This is a genomic window from Haladaptatus sp. AB618, assembly GCF_024136965.1.
In the GTDB taxonomy this organism is placed as follows: Archaea; Halobacteriota; Halobacteria; order Halobacteriales; family Haladaptataceae; genus Haladaptatus.
In genome coordinates, this window is record NZ_JAMYJX010000003.1 from 279,299 (window position 1) to 295,463 (window position 16,165).

Consider the following 16,165-nt stretch of genomic DNA (forward strand, 5'->3'; position numbering starts at 1 on the left):
CGGGGCGGCCGGTAGTTGGGAGACTACAACGAGTAGTCGTGCTCGCCGTCCTCGGTTTCGAGGAAGGCCGTGAGCAGGTCGATGGTCGCCGACACGTCGTCGCCGTTGGCGCTCTCGGTGACGGTGTGGAGATATCGGGTCGGAATCGAGATCGCGCCGACGGGCTTCGCGCCGTAGGTGTTCTGGAACCCGGCGGTGTCCGTCCCGCCCGAGGGGAGTACTTCGAGTTGGTACGGGATGTCCTCCGCTTCCGCCACCGAGCGCATTCGCTTGTGGACTTTCGGCGTCGTGACGACGCTGCCGTCCTTGAGCTTTATCGCGGTGCCGTCCCCGAGACGAGTCACGTAATCCCGCTTCTTACTTACCGCCGGGAAGTCGTTCGCGACGGTCACGTCGAGGGCAACCGCGAGGTCGGGGTCGACGTCGACACCGAGCGCGGTCGCACCACGAAGGCCGACCTCCTCCTGAACGGTCGCACAGAAGTGGATGGTCGCGTCCGGGTTCTCGATGCGTTTCGCCGCCTCCAGCATGGAGAACAGACAGATGCGGTCGTCCAGTGCCTTTCCGGAGACGTTGTTACCGACTTTCGTCGTCGTTTGTTCCATCGTGACGATGTCGCCCACGGAGACGCGTTCGTCCGCCTCGTCGGCCGGGAGGCCGAGGTCGACGTAGATATCCTCGACGTCCTCCTCGCCTTCGTCGCCGTCCAGGAGATGCGGCGGTACCGACCCGATAACGCCCGTCAGGTCCTCGTCATCCGTGTGGACGGTGACGCGCTGTGCCCGCAGAACACGGGGGTCCCACCCGCCGAGCGCGTCCAGGGAGACGAACCCGTCGTCGTCCACGTAGCGAACCATGAACCCGATTTCGTCCATGTGCGCCGCGACGGCGACTTCGTAGTCCCCCGTCCCCTCGATGGTTCCGATGACGTTCCCCATCGCATCGGTGTGAAGTTCGTCCACTTCGGGTTCCATCTCCCGTCGAACGATTTCGCGAATCCGGTCCTCGTATCCCGCTGCCCCGTTCGTCTCCGTCAGTTCGCATAACAAGTCGAAATCAAAATCGAATTCCATATCGAATCTTTCGCGTATCGGAGTATAAACCTCCCTGAAGCGGTGAATAAACTCACAACTTGTGTATTGTGGTTCCGGAACGTTTTTGCCGATTACCCACACAAGGAGTGACATGGCCGACAAAGAAGCGGAATTCCGACAGCAGTTTCACGACGCATTCGAAGGCGCGGATTACCCGGTCAGCAACCCGATGGAACTCGTTCCGGCGCTCCCGAACGGACCCGGTACGCGTTTCGAAGCGGGTGATACCAGTCTGACCGCGATGGAACTGGCGACGAAGATGAACGACACGCAGGATTTCCCCTACGATACTGTCGACGAACTCGTCGATGACCTCATCGAGGGGATGAAACAGAAGGATATGCTGTAACTACTCCTCGTTTTCATCGGGAAGTGCGATCAGTAACACTTCCCAGACGTCCTGTTGCTCGTTGAACCGGCTGTCGATGACCCGGTCGTTTTGCCCGAGCGGAATCGGTTGTTGTGGATGTGAAACTTCGAGCCACGTCAGCGTCGGCTCGGTGATTTTCATCTCGGCGATATCGGCCAGTTTCTCAGTCTCGGCACCGTACTCTCCCGGTCCGCGTTCGTGACGTTCCATCGGAAATCCCCGTCTCGGCTACCACAGCACGACACATAACGCTGCTGGCGAGTGAGATCGAAAATCGGCAAGGAGGTTATCGGTCCACGTCGGGATTCTCGGGAACGGCGTCACGCTGACGCGGATGCCGTGGGTGTTCGCTCGCGTAGACGTGGTCGAAGATGGCGTCCACGTCGTAGCCGTCGTGTGATTCGGCCGCTTCGACGGCCTCCGCGACCTGTGCCTTCGCCTCCGCCCGAAGCGACTCCTCGTCCTCGTCCGTCCAACCGTGTTCGGTTTCGAGATACTCGCGGGTACGAACGAGCGGGTCCTTCTCTGCCCACTCGTCGACCTCGGCCTCGTCGCGGTACTTCGTCGGATCGTCCGTCGTCGTGTGGGCACCCTGTCGATACGTGACGGCCTCGACGAGTATCGGTTCGCCCTCCTTCGCGCGTTCGAGCGCGTCGGAGACGGTTCGATAGACCGCGAGCACGTCGTTGCCGTCCACGCGAACGCCGTCGAAGCCGTAGGCCCCTGCCTTCTGGGCGATGGTCGCGCTCGCGGTCTGGCGTTCGCGCGGCACCGAAATCGCCCACTGGTTGTTCTGGCAGAAGAAGACGGTGGGCGTCTCGAACACACCTGCGAAGTTCAGCGCCTCGTGGAAGTCACCTTCGCTCGTCGCTCCGTCCCCGAAACTCGCCAGGATGGCACAGTCGTCGTCCTTGTAGCTCGCGCCCATACCGACGCCGACGGCGTGGGGCAGTTGGGTGGCGATGGGAATCGTCGGCGGGAACGTCCGCAGTCCCTCGGCATCCTCGCGGTCCACGTAGTTCCCCGCCCCCGAAAGGTGCAGGAGGATGTCCCGCATCGCGTGGCCACGGGTGATGTAGATGCCGTGGTCGCGGTAGGTCGGGAAGCAGTAATCGTCCGGTGACAGCGCGTATGCCGCACCGACTTGGGCCGCTTCCTGTCCCTGCAAGGGCGCGTAGGTTCCGATCCGCCCCTGCCGGTGGAGCGAGACGGCTTTCTGGTCGAACGTCCGGGCGAGTACCTGTAATCGGTACATCTTCTCCACATCCGTCGAGGAGAGATTCACGTCCCCATCGACGTTGCCGTCGAGTCCAACCACGCGCGCCATATCCGGAACTTGTGAAGCCATATCGTAGAATCACCGACTGTCTATCGGTCAATCGGCATCATTCGTTATAAAACATCGCCATAGAAGGAATATCAAAGAAGATATTCAGCCGCCTTAAGTACCATGATTATAAATCACCGAAAATATTGCCGGTTCTACGCGGATAACTAACGATTCGTTGGGATATTACGTTTCGAAACATTTAGGCTACCACTACGATATGTGGAAGCGTATGTCACAGTGGATCGGACGGACGTTCACTAGCGATGCAGGATGGAATTTTCTCGAAACGATAGTCGATATCGGAGACCGCATGACCGGCAGCGACGGCGAACGGGAAGCCGCCGAAGTGACTCGCGATACGCTCACCGACGTCGGCGCACGGAACGCCCGGTTGGCCGAGTTCGACGTGCAGGGGTGGACACGGGGGACGAGTTCGATTACGGCGGGCGACACGACACAGGAGAGCATCGCCCTCCCGCGCAGTCCCGCCGGATCCGCGAGCGGTGAACTGATCGATCTGGGATACGGGCTCCCGTCCGACTTCGAGAAACACGACATCGAGGGGAAGGTCGTCATGGTCGCCTCGAACGTACCGAGTTATTTCGACCGGTTCATCCACCGCCGGGAGAAGTACTACTACGCCGTCGACGGCGGGGCGGCCGCCTTCGTCTTCCGAAATCACGTCGAGGGCTGTCTCCCGCCGACCGGCAGCGTCGGCACCGAGGAAGACCCCATCGGAGACATCCCCGCCGTCGGTGTCTCGAAAGAGGTCGGGACGCGACTCGCTCGGCGTTGGGACGGTGACGAGGTGACGGTCGATGTCGATGCCGAGATTTACGACGCGACCAGCCAGAACGTCCACGCCGAGTTGGGCCCGGACACCGAACAGGAAGTGCTCGTCACCAGCCACATCGACGCTCACGACATCGCGGAGGGAGCGATGGACAACGGCGCGGGAACCGCGATGGTCGTCGAGATAGCCCGCGCGCTCGCCGAGCGCGAGGACGAACTCGACACGAAGGTCCACTTCGTCGCCTTCGGTGCCGAGGAAGTCGGTCTCGACGGGTCGGCCCACATGGCGAGCCAAACTGATTTCGACGGCATCAAAGCCATCCTGAACAACGACGGTGTCGGTCGCGGTCGGACGCTCACGTTCACCACCCACGGGTTCGACGCGCTGGACGACGCCGCCCACGAAGTCGCGGACGAGTACGGTCACCCCATCAGCACGATTCCCCACCAGGGACCGCACAGCGACCACTGGCCGTTCGTCCAGTGGGGCGTGCCGGGCTATCACGTCGGCAGCGAAACGGGCGACGAGGGCCGTGGCTGGGGTCACACCTTCGCGGACACGCTGGACAAACTCGAAGTCCGCGACCTCCGCGAGCAAGCCATCCTGCTCACGGACCTCGCGGTACACCTCGCCAGCGACGACTACGAAGTCGAGCACAAGGACCCCGAGGAAATCGCCGACGCACTCGAAGCCGAAGATCAGGCCGCAGGGATGAAGATCATCGGCGACTGGCCGTACGACGACTGATCGTACGACGACTGACCCGTCGTTCGTTTTTGCCCCTTTCTCGGGGGACGAGCGCGGTATCCTTTTCAGGTCGGAGTGAGACTCTTTAGGTAATGAATCTCCGACGCGACCACGGCCGAGGGAGGCCGAAATGCACGTAGGAATCGTCACCGGTCGAGACTCGTTCGCGGACCGCATCGACGACGCGCTCGGTAACGAGCCGGAACGAACCGCGAACGATGATGTCCGATCCGTCCTCGACGCGGAGCCGACGGTCGTCGTCGCGGACGGCGAGCACGCCGTCACCGATCTCGTCCGTGCGGGCGTGTCGGCCCCCGTTCTGCCCGTCGATGCCGGTGCGGGTGTGGAGAGCGTCGACCCGTCAGATACCGAGGGTGCAATCGACGACCTTCTCGCGGAGCAGTGGACGACGGTGGACCGACCCTTGCTCTCGATTGCGGTCGATGGCGAGCACGTCGCACGGGCACTGTTCGATACGACGCTCGTGACGAGCGAGCCCGTTCGAATCTCCGAATACGGCGTCCGAATCGAGGACGAACAGGTGTCCCAGTTCAGGGCCGATGCCGTGGTCGTCGCGACCCCCGTCGGCAGTCAGGGCTACGCACACGACGCGGGCGGGCCGGTCGTCCAACAGGGATCGGACGTCCTCTCCGTCGTTCCGGTCGCGCCGTTCGCCATCCACGTCGATAACTGGGTGCTCCGCGGTCCGGTCACGCTGACCGTCGAACGCGACGAGGACGGCGTGGAACTCCTCGCCGACGACCACACCGTCGGTCCGATCGAACCTCACCAATCGGTCGAAATCACGTTCGACGGTGTGCTCGACCTCGTCAGCGTCGAATCGAGTCGGCGGTTTTTCCAAGGGTAGCGATACGGGTTTCGGGTCGACATCGACGTCACGGGGTTTCCACGGCAGGGCTTCGACGGTCAAAATGGCTCACCTGTCGTCAGGGACTCACCGACTCACAACTGTACCTATCGCTCACGAGCGGTGGAAAACGAAAATAGCGATAGAACTCGGAGTTCAGTCCTTGCGCTTGACGACGTCGCCGAGGGTGTAGCTGCCGGTGGAACTGCCGCCGCTCCACTCCTCGTCGTCCGCGCCGGAACTGCCAGCCGTGAGGCTGATGTCGAGTTTCTTCTCCAGTTTCTTCTGCACGCTGTCGCTGGGGAGTATGTCACCGTGTTCGAGCTTACTGATGAGGCTCGCCTTCTCGTTGAGTTCCTTGGCGAGTTCTTCCTGACTCAGACCGGTGGATTCACGCGCGTTGCGGATTCTGTCGTCGTAATCCTGTGCGATCTCCTCCATGTCGTCGAACATGTCGTGACGGCGCGAGCGTCCGCCGGACGACCCTGTACTACCGGTGCCGGTGCTCGAATCACCCGAGGACGACGAGGACGTCGAATACTTGGTCGAGGTGGTGGACGTCTGCTGTGTCTTGACCTCCGTTCCGAAGTCGGAACAGTTGTCGCACACGTCCAGTTCCGCACCTTCGACTTTGATAGTCTTGGGAGACGCCGTTTCGGCACCGCACATCTCACACTGAACCATACGTTGACCTTTACCGCCTCGACTCATAAATGGCACGCCACGTCAGGACAAGGCACGCCAGGAGTAGTAAAAGCGCTGGAGCGCCGTCAAGTGCCCCACGACGGCGAACAAGCCGAGCAACAGGGCGACCAACGAGTAGCCGCCGACGGACTGGACGAACGCGGCGACAGCACCGACGACGCCGATGAGCGCCAACCGATCCGCACGGCCGAGCAGTCCACCGTACACGCGATCCAATCCGACCGCTTGGGCTTGCGTGCCGAGGTACGACGTCATCAGCACGCCCGTCACGGCGGCGAGTCCGAGCGCGAACTGCCCGATTCCAGCCGCGAATCCGACGATGAGGATGATGTCGGCGTAGCGGTCGAGAACGTGGTCGAGCAGGTCGCCCGCGGGCGAGTCGGTACCGAGTTCGCGGGCGAGCGCACCGTCGAGGATGTCAAGCCAGCCGTTCAGGAAGACGAGGATGGCACCGACGAGGTACCAGATTGGCACGTCCGGGCCGAAGTAGAACGCCACCCCGGCACCACCGGCGAGGACGAACGCGATGATGCTCACCGCGTTGGGCGTCAATCCGAGACTCGTCGAGGCCGAGACGAACGGTCGAAGCGCGCGGTTTGCGACGGGGCGAAGTTGGTCGAGCATTAGAGATACTCCAGATAATCAACGGTTCCAGCCGAAGGCGCACGCTCCCCTCGGACGACGGCTTCGATGTCCGACGCGACGGCCTCGGGCGTCCGGTCGGTCGTGTCGATTTCGTAAGTCGAATCGGGACCGTGTTCCGCGACCGTTTCGGAGAGGATCACGTCCAGTGCTTCGCTCTCGGCGTTCTCCTCCGCTTTCGCGTCCGACTCGCCTCGCTCACGCAGCCGCTTCGACAGCTCCTCGGGATGACAGCGCAGCACGACGACTCGGTCCGCATCGAAATGGTGGGCCAAATGCGAATCGACGATCAGGTCGTCGCCCCGGGACGCCAACCATTCACGAACCGCGTCGAGGTTCGCGTACAGGCTTCCGCGCTCCTCGTCCTCGCCGTCGTGAAGCCCCTCCTCACGGATCGCGTCGTTCAGGTGGACGACGTCGAGATCGGATTCGACCAGTTCCGTCGCGGTCGTCTTCCCGGTTCCGGGCGTCCCGGTGACGGCGACCCTCACGAGGAGAGCACCTCGTTGAGTTCGCGGACGGCGCGGCGCGTTTCCTCCTTCGTTCCGCAGGTGATGCGCACGCAGTTCGGGAGTCCGAAACTCGTGCAGTCGCGGAGGATGACGCCGCGTTCCTGTACCGCGTCGGCCACCGCGCTCGCCTCCCCGTCGCCGACGTCCGCGAGGACGAAGTTGCCGTGGGCCTCCCACGTCGGCGCGTCGAGGTTCTCGTAGATGTACTCGCGCGCCCAGCGGGCCGTCTCGACGGATTTCTCGACGTGTTCGTCGTCGGTGAGCGCCGCGAGGCCGCCCCGACAGGCGAGTTCGCTGGCGGCGAAGGGCGTGTTCACCCGTGCGTACGCATCGGCCCACTCCTCGGGAACGACGGCGTATCCGAGCCGGACGCCCGCCAGCCCGTAGGCTTTCGAGAAGGTGCGGAGGACTGCAATATCATCGCGCTCCGCGCGATTGCCAGACACATCGGGAGATGTGTCGCTGTCATCGCGCTCGCCCAGCAGGGAAATCGCGCTCGGTGCATCGGCGTACTCGCCGTAGGCCTCGTCCACGAGGACGAGCGTGTCGTCGCCTGTTTCCTCTGCGATTTCCGTCACCGCGTCCAACGAGAACCGCCCGCCGGACGGGTTGTGTGGACTGGTCAGGTAGACGATTCGCTCGCCGTCGTAGTCCGAAAGGACGGTCTCGGCGGTCAGCGCGAAGCCGTCGTCCGACGAGAGGTGGTATTCGTTCACCTCGCCGTGGTGGTAGCGGGCGCTCATCCCGTAGTAGGCGAAGCCGGGTTTGGGGACGAGGACGGCATCGCCGGGGTCGAGCATGGCGCGCGAGAGGTAATCGAGCGCGCCGTCGCCGCCGTTGGCGAGCCACACCTGTTCGGGCGTGACGTTCCATCGCTCGGCGAGGCGAGCGGTGAGGTCGGTGTGTGACGCTTTCGGGTAGCTACTGGCGTTCCCGGCCGCGTTTCGAATGGCCTCGACCGCCGCCGGACTCGGGCCGAACGGGTTCTCGTTCGATGCGAGTTTCACGAGGTCGTCGGGGTCCATGTCGAGTTCCCGTGCGACTTCCTCGATGCCCCGTCCGGCCTGATACGCGATATGCGCGGAGAGGTCTCGTGGTTCCATATCGAGAGGTGTCACCGACCGGCCTTAAGGATGGCCACCCGCGGCCAGTACGACTAAGCGAGTTCCCGGCGTTCCCTGTTTGGGCAAAAATGACACATCATCAGCACCGGGAGAGCCAAAGCCGTCGTGGACAGGAGTCGAGGATGAAACGATACGGTGGCCCGCGAACGGAGCAGGGACACCGAGGGGCCCAATCGCAGGGAAAATCACACGAACGACGACACGGTGGACAGCATCACCAACGACGGCAAGAACATCGCCGTCAACAAGGGGGAAGACACCAGCAAGGGCACCACCCTCACCAGCAAGGGCGTCACCAACAAGGACGACGATACGGTCATAGTCGGCGAGGACGGCAGGAGGGTGTCTCCGGGGAACAACTGAGCGACGTGGAACGGACGATAGTTCGCGGGGGACGACAGCAGCGAAAACTGCGCCAGGAGCGACTGCAACGCGAACGACGGTATGGGAAACGACGGCAACGCAGCGACCAGCAGCAACAGCAACGACAACAGCACGAATACCAGCAAGAGCGGCGATGGCAGCAACAGCACCGTCAACAGGGACAACGACGCGAACAGCAACAACGCTCACACGAACCCAGTCCGAGGCGGTTCGAGCGTCTCCAACGCTAACAACCGTCCTTGCGTTTTCAGCCACAGACCTCATGCGGAGGAGCGATGTAGCGCCTGTGGCATGACATTCAATTCGTCCGTCGACGGGGGAACGGTATGACGGAAATCGGCTACACGGTTTCGAGCGAGGAACACGGACCGAACGAGTTGGTCGAGCACGCCGTCCGGGCCGAGGAGGTCGGTTTCGAGTTCGCCTCCATCTCCGACCACTTCCACCCGTGGGTCGGCCAACAGGGGAACGCGCCGTTCGTCTGGTCTACGCTGGGCGGCATCGCACAGGCGACCGACGACCTGCCGGTCGGCGTCGGGGTGAACTGTCCCATCATGCGAATCCATCCGGTCAACGTCGCGCACGCCGCTGCGACCGCCGCGACGATGTTCGAGGGCGACTTCTTCCTCGGCGTCGGGACGGGCGAACGCCTGAACGAGCACGTCACGGGCGAGCACTGGCCCGAACATTCGGTCCGATTGGAGATGCTCGAAGAGGCCATCGAGATCATCCGAAAACTGTGGCAGGGCGGACAACAGAGCTACTACGGCGACCACTTCACCGTCGAGAACGCGCGCCTCTTCACGTTGCCCGAGGAGTCGCCGGACATCGTGATTTCGGCGTTCGGCGACACGGCGGCACGGGCCGCCGCCGAACTGGGGGACGGGTTCTGGAGCGTCGGCCCGCAGGACGTGATCGAAACGTGGGAGGACGCGGGTGGCGAGGGGCCACGATATAGCCAGATGACGGTCTGCTATGCCGAGGACGAGGAGGACGCCATCGACACGGCTCACGAGTGGTGGCCCAACAGCGCCCTCACGGGCGAACTCAACTCGCAACTGCCGACGCCGACCCACTTCGAGCAGGCCTGCGAGATGGTCACCCGCGAGGACATCGCGGAGGGGAGCATCGTCACCGACCCGGACCCCGAAACGCACATCGAGAACCTGGAGGGGTTCGCGGACGCGGGGTACGATCACGTGTACGTCCACCAGATCGGTCCCGATCAGGAATCGTTCTTCCAGTTTTACGAGGAGGAAGTTCTGCCCGAGGTCGCGTGAGCGGAGCGAACGCGACCAGGCAAGACCCGGTTTGTCTTGCCGTGGTCTCACGAACGAAGTGAGTGAGAACCAGTCAGAACGTGTTCTGACGCGGTTCGCGTGAGCCGGGCGGGACCGAAGGTCCCGCTGGAAGCCGGCGCGAATCGTCGGTGACGAAGTTCCCGTGAGCGTGCGAACGGGAGCACGGAAGAGCTTGCTCTTCCGGAGCAAACGAGAGCCGGAGAGAACGAAGATCACTGCTTCCGTTACTGCCGTCGCCAGAAGACGACCATCGCGCCGACCGGGACTCCGAGGACGGCGAGGTACGGGAGGGCGTACGCCGCGCCGACGACGAGAGCGCGGAGCACGACGGCGACGCCGTCGATCGAGTCGAGGAACGCCGCCACGACGCCCGTGTCGTACCACGACTTCTCGCGGGAGACCTTCGTGTCGGAAGCGGGTACCGACTCGCGCATCGTCACCGTCACCGTCGAGTAGGCGACTCGATTCTTCAGCGATTTTTGCTTCGCCTCCAGTCGCTCGATTTCGGACTGCACGTCCGAGAGGCGTTTCTGGACGGAGAGCACGGCGTCGGTATCGCTCGCGTTCTCGTAGAGCGATCTGAGTTTGTCGCGCTGTGATCGGAGGTTCGTCAGTCGCGCTTTCAAGTCCACCAGTTGATCGGTGACATCCACCGTACCGGTGTTCGATTCCCCGACCTCGCCTTGTCGTTTAACGCGATCGAAAAACGCCGAGAAGTTCGACTTCGGGACGCGGAAGACGACTTCGCCGGATTTCCACGTCCGGTTACCCCGCCGGTGGACGCGCTGGCTCGAATCGCTGACGAACCCACCACGTTTTCCGGCGAGTCGGGCCAGCGTCGTCCGCGTCTCCTCGAAGTCTTCGACCGACAGGGAGACGTTTCCGTTCCGGATGAGCATCCGCTGTTGGACCGACAGCGCGGACTGCTGAGCCGAGTCGCTCCGTCCGTTCGAACTCCCGCGGTTGGCGTGGTTCGACCCGCCACCGTTTCCGTGCGCGGCGTTGTCCTTCGCCGCGTCGTTGCCGCCCATTCCGGCGCATCCGGCGAGGACGACGAGGACGACCAACGAGAGCGCGACCAGCCGCCTGTGACTGTCTGCCATACTCGTGAATTGTAGATGATAAGTAAAGTGGTTGTGAAGAGTGAAAGAACCGTTTCACCCTCCGGCGTGCCGCGCGAGCTTTCGGGATGACGGAACCTATTTGGGTGCGCCGACAGTCGCTCCGGATATGTTCGTACTCGTCAATCTCAAGGCGTATCCGTGCGACCCAATCGAAATCGCGGAAGCCGCTCGCGACGTCGCCGAGGACTACGGCGTCGATATCGCCGTGGCGCCGCAGGCGGCCCACCTCTCCCGCGTGGCCGACACCGGCGTCGAAACGTGGGGACAACACGTCAGCCCGGTCGAACACGGCAGCCACACCGGGAGCACCCTCGCGGAGGCAGTCGCCGACGCGGGTGCGACAGGCACGATGCTCAACCACTCCGAATGCAGGCTCAAACTCGCGGACATCGACGCCGGACTCGACGCCGCCGAGCGCGTCGGTCTCGACACGACGGTCTGTGCGAACAACCCCGAGCAGGTCGGCGCGGCCGCCGCCCTTGGACCGGACGCCGTGGCCGTCGAACCGCCGGAACTCATCGGTACCGGCACGCCCGTCAGCAAGGCCGACCCGGACATCGTCACCGACGCCGTGGCCGCCGCGGAAGCCATCTCGGACGACGTGAGCGTCTACTGTGGCGCGGGAATCAGCACCGGCGAGGACCTCGTCGCGGCGCGGGAACTCGGCGCTGAAGGCGTTCTCCTGGCAAGCGGTGTCGCAAAGGCCGACGACCCGAAAGCCGCGCTTGAAAATCTCGTGGAACCGCTCTAAGCGGGTCAGTCAGAAACGATAACGAAGTGGTCGTCGTCCTGTTTTTCGAGCACCGATTTCTCCCGCATACTCACGACGTAGCCCGTGACCGTCCGTTCGAGTTCGTGCTCCGCTCGAACTCGGACGAGGTTGCCGATGACCTGCGCCGACGGCGGCTTCTGTGCCGCACCGCAGTCGTAGATGGTGAGCAGTTCATCACCCTGCTCGGACTCGTAGACGATGATGTGGGCGTGTTGGGGGAGATGCCATTGCTCCTCGCCCACCGCCGCCAACTTGTTCATACCCGAACTAGCGGGGCATGGGTAATCAGCGGTCCGGAAGCGAGTGAAAATCAGAAATCCGAGAGCGACACCTGCCCGTCGCGGTCACCCGACCGCGAGCGGTCGGAGTTGTCGTTGGACTCGGTTGACTCGTCCGGGTCAGACGACCCGGACGAGTCGGTTGTGTCTGGCGAATTCTCCGTGTTCTTCCATTTGTCCCACCTGTCCGACGAATCGGACGAGTCGGCGTCAGCCGACGAGTTCGGTTCGGAAGCCGAATCCGGATCGTTCCCTGTCGATTCCGGTGTCTCGAACCCGTCGAGGCTGGTCTGGTCGCTCTCGGTGAACTGGAGGTTCGACACGCGCACGCCGACCTTTCGAACCCGGTCGTCGTCGAACTCGGTCAGCAAATCGAGCGCGACTTCCTCGACGAGTTCGGGTTCGTCCACCGGTCCCGGAAGCGAGCGTGCGCGGGTGTGCACGTCGAACGGCGGCGTCACGACCTTCACTCCGATGGTGCGGTACATCGCGTCCCTGTCGCGGGCGCGCTCCGCGACTGCCGCCGCGAGGTTGGCGACGCGAGTTCGTTTCTCCTCGGTATCGGTCGTCGGGTCGGTGAACGCCGACTCGCGCGAGAGGCTCTTCGGTCGGCCCGTCGGGGTCACCGTCCGGTCGTCGTCGCCGCGCGCTCGGTGGTACAGTTCCCGGCCGCGTTCGCCGAACCGATCGGCGAGAACCCGCGGGTCGGCGTCGGCGAGGTCGGCAGCGGTTTCGATACCCATCTCACGGAGCGTGCGGGCCGTCACCGGGCCGATTCCGTGTAACTCGGCAACGTCGAGCGGCGCGAGGAACTCCCGGACGGTGCCCGGTTCGACCACGGTCAACCCGTCGGGCTTGTCGAAGTCGCTCGCGATTTTCGCCGCGCTCATGTTCGGCGCGACGCCGACGCTCGCGGTGACGCCGACCTCGCGCTGGATCCGGTTCTTGACGTGTCGGGCAAACCCTTCCGCGACCCTCCAGGCGGTTCGGTCGGTGACGTCGAGGTAGGCCTCGTCGATGCTCACCTCGCGCACCGTGTCCGCACAGTCGTGGAGGATAGCGCGCACGTCCGAACTGACCGATTTGTAGAACTCGATATCGACGGGGCGGTAGTATCCCCGCACTTCGTCGCCCGTATCGTCATCTCCGTCGTCCGTATTGCTCTCCCCGCCCGTATCGCCCTCTTCGTCGTCCGTGTCGTCATGTCCGTCGTCCGTATCGCCGTCCCCGTCGTCGGTTGTCTCCTCATCACCGCTCGCTTCGTCGTTCTTCTCCGATTTTTTCGGTAGTCGTTCGAGCGCCTTTCCGATGGCTTGGGCGCTCTCGACGCCGTGCTCGCGGGCTTCGTAGCTCGCCGTGGCGACGGCACCGTGAGATTCACCCTCCTCGTAGCCCATCCCGACGACGACCGGTTCGCCGCGTAGCGACGGGTCACGGAGCCGTTCGCAGGAGGCATAAAAGCAGTCCATGTCGACGTGGAGGACGATACGCTCCTCGTGTTCGTCCTCCACACCGGGTAAGCGTGAACTGCCACGGTTCGACATTCGTGGATGTGTTGGTTCGCGACCGGAATTAACCTGTGCAAACCGGATCGGAAGTGAAACGAGCCACTTGATCAAGAATATTTGACACCCAGTCCGGCCACAAGCGGTAAATACAGATCTCTGGTCTTCTACGCGCTCTTTCGCTATGTTTATGCGCGGATATGTAGTACCGATGAATACAATGGTCGCTCCCGACGAAGAAATCCCAAACGAGGATGAAAGACTCAGCATCCGAGTCATCAACGCGATTGCCGAGCACGAAGGCACGACGCCGACCGAAATCAGGCCGGTACTGTACGATACCATCGACCCCGACGCGCTCGATTCCCTCTTTTCTGCGACCCATCAGGGAGACTCCCGAGCGGACGGCAACGTCGAGTTTCGCTACGGTCCCCATCGAGTAACGGTCCACAGCGATGGTCGAATAGAAATCGAGCGCGTCCGGGATTCCGGGTCGCTCTCTTCCACCTCCGAAACGGCGTCGGGAGACAACTAAACGACGACTATTCGAGTGAGCGACCTCCACCCACCCCCTCTCTATACTCACCGTATCCTCCCCGACGACTGCCGATGGTCGTGTCAACTATCGAAATCGCCGATAGCTATATCACTGGTTCGTCTCTGATGGATAGTCGTATACCTGTGGTCGATTCACCAAGTGATGAACGGATGGGAATAGAGATAGAGGATGTCAGTGACGACAACCCAGCGGAAACGTCCTCGACGTACGTCTTCGACATCGAGAAAGAGATGGCGAACGGACACACTTGCGCCGGTATCGTCCGAGCCATCGCTACCGTCATGGACGAGGAGCCGAGCCGAATGCAACCGCTCCACACCGCCGTCAACTGCGACGCCCTCGACGCGCTGTTCCGAACCCGCCGCTACGGGGACGCCCGCGATAACGTGTCGATCACCTTCCACTACGACGTCTACGAAGTGACCGTCGACGCGAAGGGCAAAGTCGCCGTGAAGGAGTAACCGTTCCCATCCCGGCTTCGTTTCGAGCGATTACAGCCATCCACGGAGCGACCGGTTCGACGGATTATCGAACACTTCGGGCAACGTGTAGCTAGTTCTCCGCATTTTTTAACCCTCGACTTACTACCGACTGAGTGATGAGATATTCACACAGGGACACGATACGAACGACCCGATTCCTCCCGCTCGGTCGCAACCGTCCCCGTTCGGTGGTGAGCGTCCCATGATGCCGTGGGGGCACGCCGCGTTCGGGTACGCCCTGTACTCACTCGGGCACCGTGCGTGGACGCGCGCACCGCCATCCGGAAAAGCGGTGCTCGCCGCCCTCTTCGGAACGCAACTACCGGACCTCGTGGACAAACCCCTCTCGTGGGGACTCCACCTCTTCCCACAGGGGTACTCCGTCGCCCACTCGGTGTTCGTCGCCATCCCCATCGGCCTGCTCGTCATCGCCCTCGGGGTGTACTACGACAAGGCCGACATCGGTGCCGCGTTCGCTGTCGGCTACTGGTCGCACCTCGTCGGGGACATCATCGTCGCGTTCATGGAACACCACGCGTCGCCGTTCGACCGCGTGTTGTGGCCCGTGGTGACTCTTCCGCCGTATCACCACTCGGTGTCGCTGTTCGACCGCGCCTTCCACATCATCGGCGCGTTCTTTCAATCGCTCACGGCGAAACAGCAGTTGATGGTGCTCGGCATCTACCTCGCACCGTACTTCTGCGTGTTCATCCTCTGGCTCGTGGACGGCGCGCCGGTCGTTTCGGAGCTAAAACAGGCAGTCGTCGGGCGATAGAAGGAACTCGCTTGGACGACCCCACGCCCGTCTTTTACTGATTTTTGCCGATACGATCCCGAGTCGCTCCGGTTCGCTGCCCCAGCGTGTCGAACTTGACGAGGACGGCGTGGAAAAATCGACTGACGATCTGTTGCGTCTCGGTGGTGTCGATGTCGGAGTACTCCGTGCCGAGGCCGATACCGTGAGCGTGATCGCCGATACTCGCGGAAAGCTCATATGAAATGGAGATAATAGCTACATAATGACCGACGATACGCTTGTCCAGTGGAAAACTCTCGTCAATATGCTTGGGACCGGAATAATCACTGCGTTGGTCGCGCTCCTCCTCGTGATGTTTTTCCCACTTCCGGGTCTGCCGTCGTGGGCACCGATTCTACTGGGAGTCGCTGTGTCATTCTTGTACTATTCTTACGAAGAATATGGACGAGAGGAAGTGACGACATCGTAATCCAGTCACTGTACCCACACCATCCCCACAAAGCTCGTCGGCCATCTCGACGTCCCAAAGTAACCACGACGCGTTCTACTTCCTCGGCTTCGTCCTCTGGAACCTCGTTACGATCATCGTCGTCATCCGAGCTACTGCCAGGGTTTCCCGTTGTGGTTCCTTCATCACGTTTGCTTCTGTACCGTATTGAGGGCCTTGATGAGTTGATATCCGACGATGAAGATGACGAAGCACACGAGGCCAGCAAACCAGGATAGTAACTTGTCTGGGTTGATCGCGACAACCATGATTGCGAAACCGGTTCCGAGAACACCTACAAACACAAAAACGTGACCGACAAGCCGCATAA

At 62.4% G+C, this 16,165-nt stretch carries 21 protein-coding genes; 11 read left to right on the top strand and 10 right to left on the bottom strand.

Going from position 1 to position 16,165, the window contains the following annotated elements; genetic code table 11:
• Nucleotides 1-23: 23 nt before the first annotated feature.
• Nucleotides 24-1,073, bottom strand: coding sequence for a M42 family metallopeptidase (locus NKF26_RS11835; protein ID WP_253227974.1), 1,050 nt, complete (start codon nt 1,071-1,073; stop codon nt 24-26).
• Nucleotides 1,074-1,185: 112 nt separating this feature from the next.
• Here NKF26_RS11835 and NKF26_RS11840 point away from each other — a divergent pair, with 112 nt between their 5' ends.
• Nucleotides 1,186-1,443 (top strand): MTH865 family protein, encoded by a 258-nt coding sequence (locus tag NKF26_RS11840; protein ID WP_253227973.1) that lies wholly within the window; start codon nt 1,186-1,188, stop codon nt 1,441-1,443.
• Here the strand turns inward: NKF26_RS11840 and NKF26_RS11845 are convergent, their stop codons facing one another.
• Complete coding sequence (locus NKF26_RS11845; protein WP_066142688.1) at nt 1,444-1,674, bottom strand: hypothetical protein; 231 nt, start codon at nt 1,672-1,674, stop codon at nt 1,444-1,446.
• A gap of 76 nt (nt 1,675-1,750) precedes the next feature.
• Complete coding sequence (pdhA, locus tag NKF26_RS11850; RefSeq protein WP_253234343.1) at nt 1,751-2,812, bottom strand: pyruvate dehydrogenase (acetyl-transferring) E1 component subunit alpha; 1,062 nt, start codon at nt 2,810-2,812, stop codon at nt 1,751-1,753.
• A 211-nt stretch (nt 2,813-3,023) separates the two neighbouring features.
• Here pdhA and NKF26_RS11855 point away from each other — a divergent pair, with 211 nt between their 5' ends.
• Nucleotides 3,024-4,334, top strand: a complete 1,311-nt coding sequence (locus NKF26_RS11855) for a M20/M25/M40 family metallo-hydrolase (protein ID WP_253227971.1) — start codon at nt 3,024-3,026, stop codon at nt 4,332-4,334.
• Between the two features lie 130 nt (nt 4,335-4,464).
• The gene (locus NKF26_RS11860) at nt 4,465-5,202 is read left to right on the top strand and encodes an ATP-NAD kinase (RefSeq protein WP_253234344.1); all 738 of its coding nucleotides are present in this window, start codon (nt 4,465-4,467) and stop codon (nt 5,200-5,202) included.
• A 156-nt stretch (nt 5,203-5,358) separates the two neighbouring features.
• Here NKF26_RS11860 and NKF26_RS11865 read toward each other — a convergent pair whose 3' ends face one another.
• Genes NKF26_RS11865 through hisC form a run of 4 tightly spaced genes read right to left on the bottom strand, consistent with a single transcriptional unit; the run spans nt 5,359 to nt 8,164 of the window.
• The gene (locus tag NKF26_RS11865) at nt 5,359-5,886 is read right to left on the bottom strand and encodes a multiprotein bridging factor aMBF1 (protein ID WP_253227969.1); all 528 of its coding nucleotides are present in this window, start codon (nt 5,884-5,886) and stop codon (nt 5,359-5,361) included.
• Between the two features lie 42 nt (nt 5,887-5,928).
• Complete coding sequence (locus NKF26_RS11870; protein WP_253227968.1) at nt 5,929-6,531, bottom strand: CDP-alcohol phosphatidyltransferase family protein; 603 nt, start codon at nt 6,529-6,531, stop codon at nt 5,929-5,931.
• Nucleotides 6,531-7,040 carry an AAA family ATPase gene (locus NKF26_RS11875; protein WP_253227967.1) on the bottom strand — a complete coding sequence of 170 codons (510 nt, stop codon included), beginning with the start codon at nt 7,038-7,040 and terminating at the stop codon, nt 6,531-6,533. The genes NKF26_RS11870 and NKF26_RS11875 overlap by 1 nt, the downstream gene beginning before the upstream one ends.
• A complete protein-coding gene (gene hisC / locus NKF26_RS11880; RefSeq protein WP_253227966.1) occupies nt 7,037-8,164 on the bottom strand; it encodes a histidinol-phosphate transaminase in 1,128 nt (375 codons plus the stop codon). Before hisC ends, NKF26_RS11875 begins: the two co-directional genes overlap by 4 nt.
• A 156-nt stretch (nt 8,165-8,320) precedes the next feature.
• Between hisC and NKF26_RS11885 the strand changes: the two genes are divergently transcribed.
• From NKF26_RS11885 to NKF26_RS11895, 3 genes are all read left to right on the top strand, one after another.
• Nucleotides 8,321-8,548 carry a hypothetical protein gene (locus NKF26_RS11885; protein WP_253227965.1) on the top strand — a complete coding sequence of 76 codons (228 nt, stop codon included), beginning with the start codon at nt 8,321-8,323 and terminating at the stop codon, nt 8,546-8,548.
• Between the two features lie 5 nt (nt 8,549-8,553).
• Nucleotides 8,554-8,799 (top strand): hypothetical protein, encoded by a 246-nt coding sequence (locus tag NKF26_RS11890; RefSeq protein ID WP_253227964.1) that lies wholly within the window; start codon nt 8,554-8,556, stop codon nt 8,797-8,799.
• A 96-nt stretch (nt 8,800-8,895) separates the two neighbouring features.
• Complete coding sequence (locus NKF26_RS11895; protein ID WP_253227963.1) at nt 8,896-9,849, top strand: TIGR03557 family F420-dependent LLM class oxidoreductase; 954 nt, start codon at nt 8,896-8,898, stop codon at nt 9,847-9,849.
• A gap of 245 nt (nt 9,850-10,094) precedes the next feature.
• Here NKF26_RS11895 and NKF26_RS11900 read toward each other — a convergent pair whose 3' ends face one another.
• Entirely contained in the window at nt 10,095-10,973 is an 879-nt protein-coding gene (locus tag NKF26_RS11900) for a DUF4349 domain-containing protein (protein ID WP_253227962.1), read from the bottom strand.
• A 127-nt stretch (nt 10,974-11,100) separates the two neighbouring features.
• Here NKF26_RS11900 and tpiA point away from each other — a divergent pair, with 127 nt between their 5' ends.
• Nucleotides 11,101-11,745, top strand: a complete 645-nt coding sequence (tpiA, locus tag NKF26_RS11905) for a triose-phosphate isomerase (RefSeq protein ID WP_253227961.1) — start codon at nt 11,101-11,103, stop codon at nt 11,743-11,745.
• A gap of 5 nt (nt 11,746-11,750) precedes the next feature.
• Here the strand turns inward: tpiA and NKF26_RS11910 are convergent, their stop codons facing one another.
• Both NKF26_RS11910 and NKF26_RS11915 read right to left on the bottom strand, forming a co-directional pair.
• A complete protein-coding gene (locus NKF26_RS11910; RefSeq protein ID WP_253227960.1) occupies nt 11,751-12,026 on the bottom strand; it encodes a hypothetical protein in 276 nt (91 codons plus the stop codon).
• A gap of 50 nt (nt 12,027-12,076) precedes the next feature.
• Nucleotides 12,077-13,588 carry a helix-hairpin-helix domain-containing protein gene (locus NKF26_RS11915; RefSeq protein ID WP_253227959.1) on the bottom strand — a complete coding sequence of 504 codons (1,512 nt, stop codon included), beginning with the start codon at nt 13,586-13,588 and terminating at the stop codon, nt 12,077-12,079.
• A 181-nt stretch (nt 13,589-13,769) separates the two neighbouring features.
• On the opposite strand from NKF26_RS11915, the gene NKF26_RS11920 reads away from it, so the two are divergent.
• The 4 genes from NKF26_RS11920 to NKF26_RS11935 all read left to right on the top strand — a co-directional run bounded on the left by NKF26_RS11920 (nt 13,770) and on the right by NKF26_RS11935 (nt 15,816).
• Complete coding sequence (locus NKF26_RS11920) at nt 13,770-14,084, top strand: HalOD1 output domain-containing protein (RefSeq protein WP_253227958.1); 315 nt, start codon at nt 13,770-13,772, stop codon at nt 14,082-14,084.
• A 173-nt stretch (nt 14,085-14,257) separates the two neighbouring features.
• A complete protein-coding gene (locus NKF26_RS11925; protein WP_253234345.1) occupies nt 14,258-14,569 on the top strand; it encodes a HalOD1 output domain-containing protein in 312 nt (103 codons plus the stop codon).
• A 223-nt stretch (nt 14,570-14,792) separates the two neighbouring features.
• Nucleotides 14,793-15,365: a metal-dependent hydrolase gene (locus NKF26_RS11930; RefSeq protein WP_066142641.1), complete on the top strand. Its 573-nt coding sequence runs from the start codon at nt 14,793-14,795 to the stop codon at nt 15,363-15,365.
• Nucleotides 15,366-15,609: 244 nt separating this feature from the next.
• On the top strand, nt 15,610-15,816 hold the full coding sequence (locus tag NKF26_RS11935; RefSeq protein WP_253227956.1) for a hypothetical protein: 207 nt from the start codon (nt 15,610-15,612) through the stop codon (nt 15,814-15,816).
• Nucleotides 15,817-16,165 lie beyond the last annotated feature (349 nt).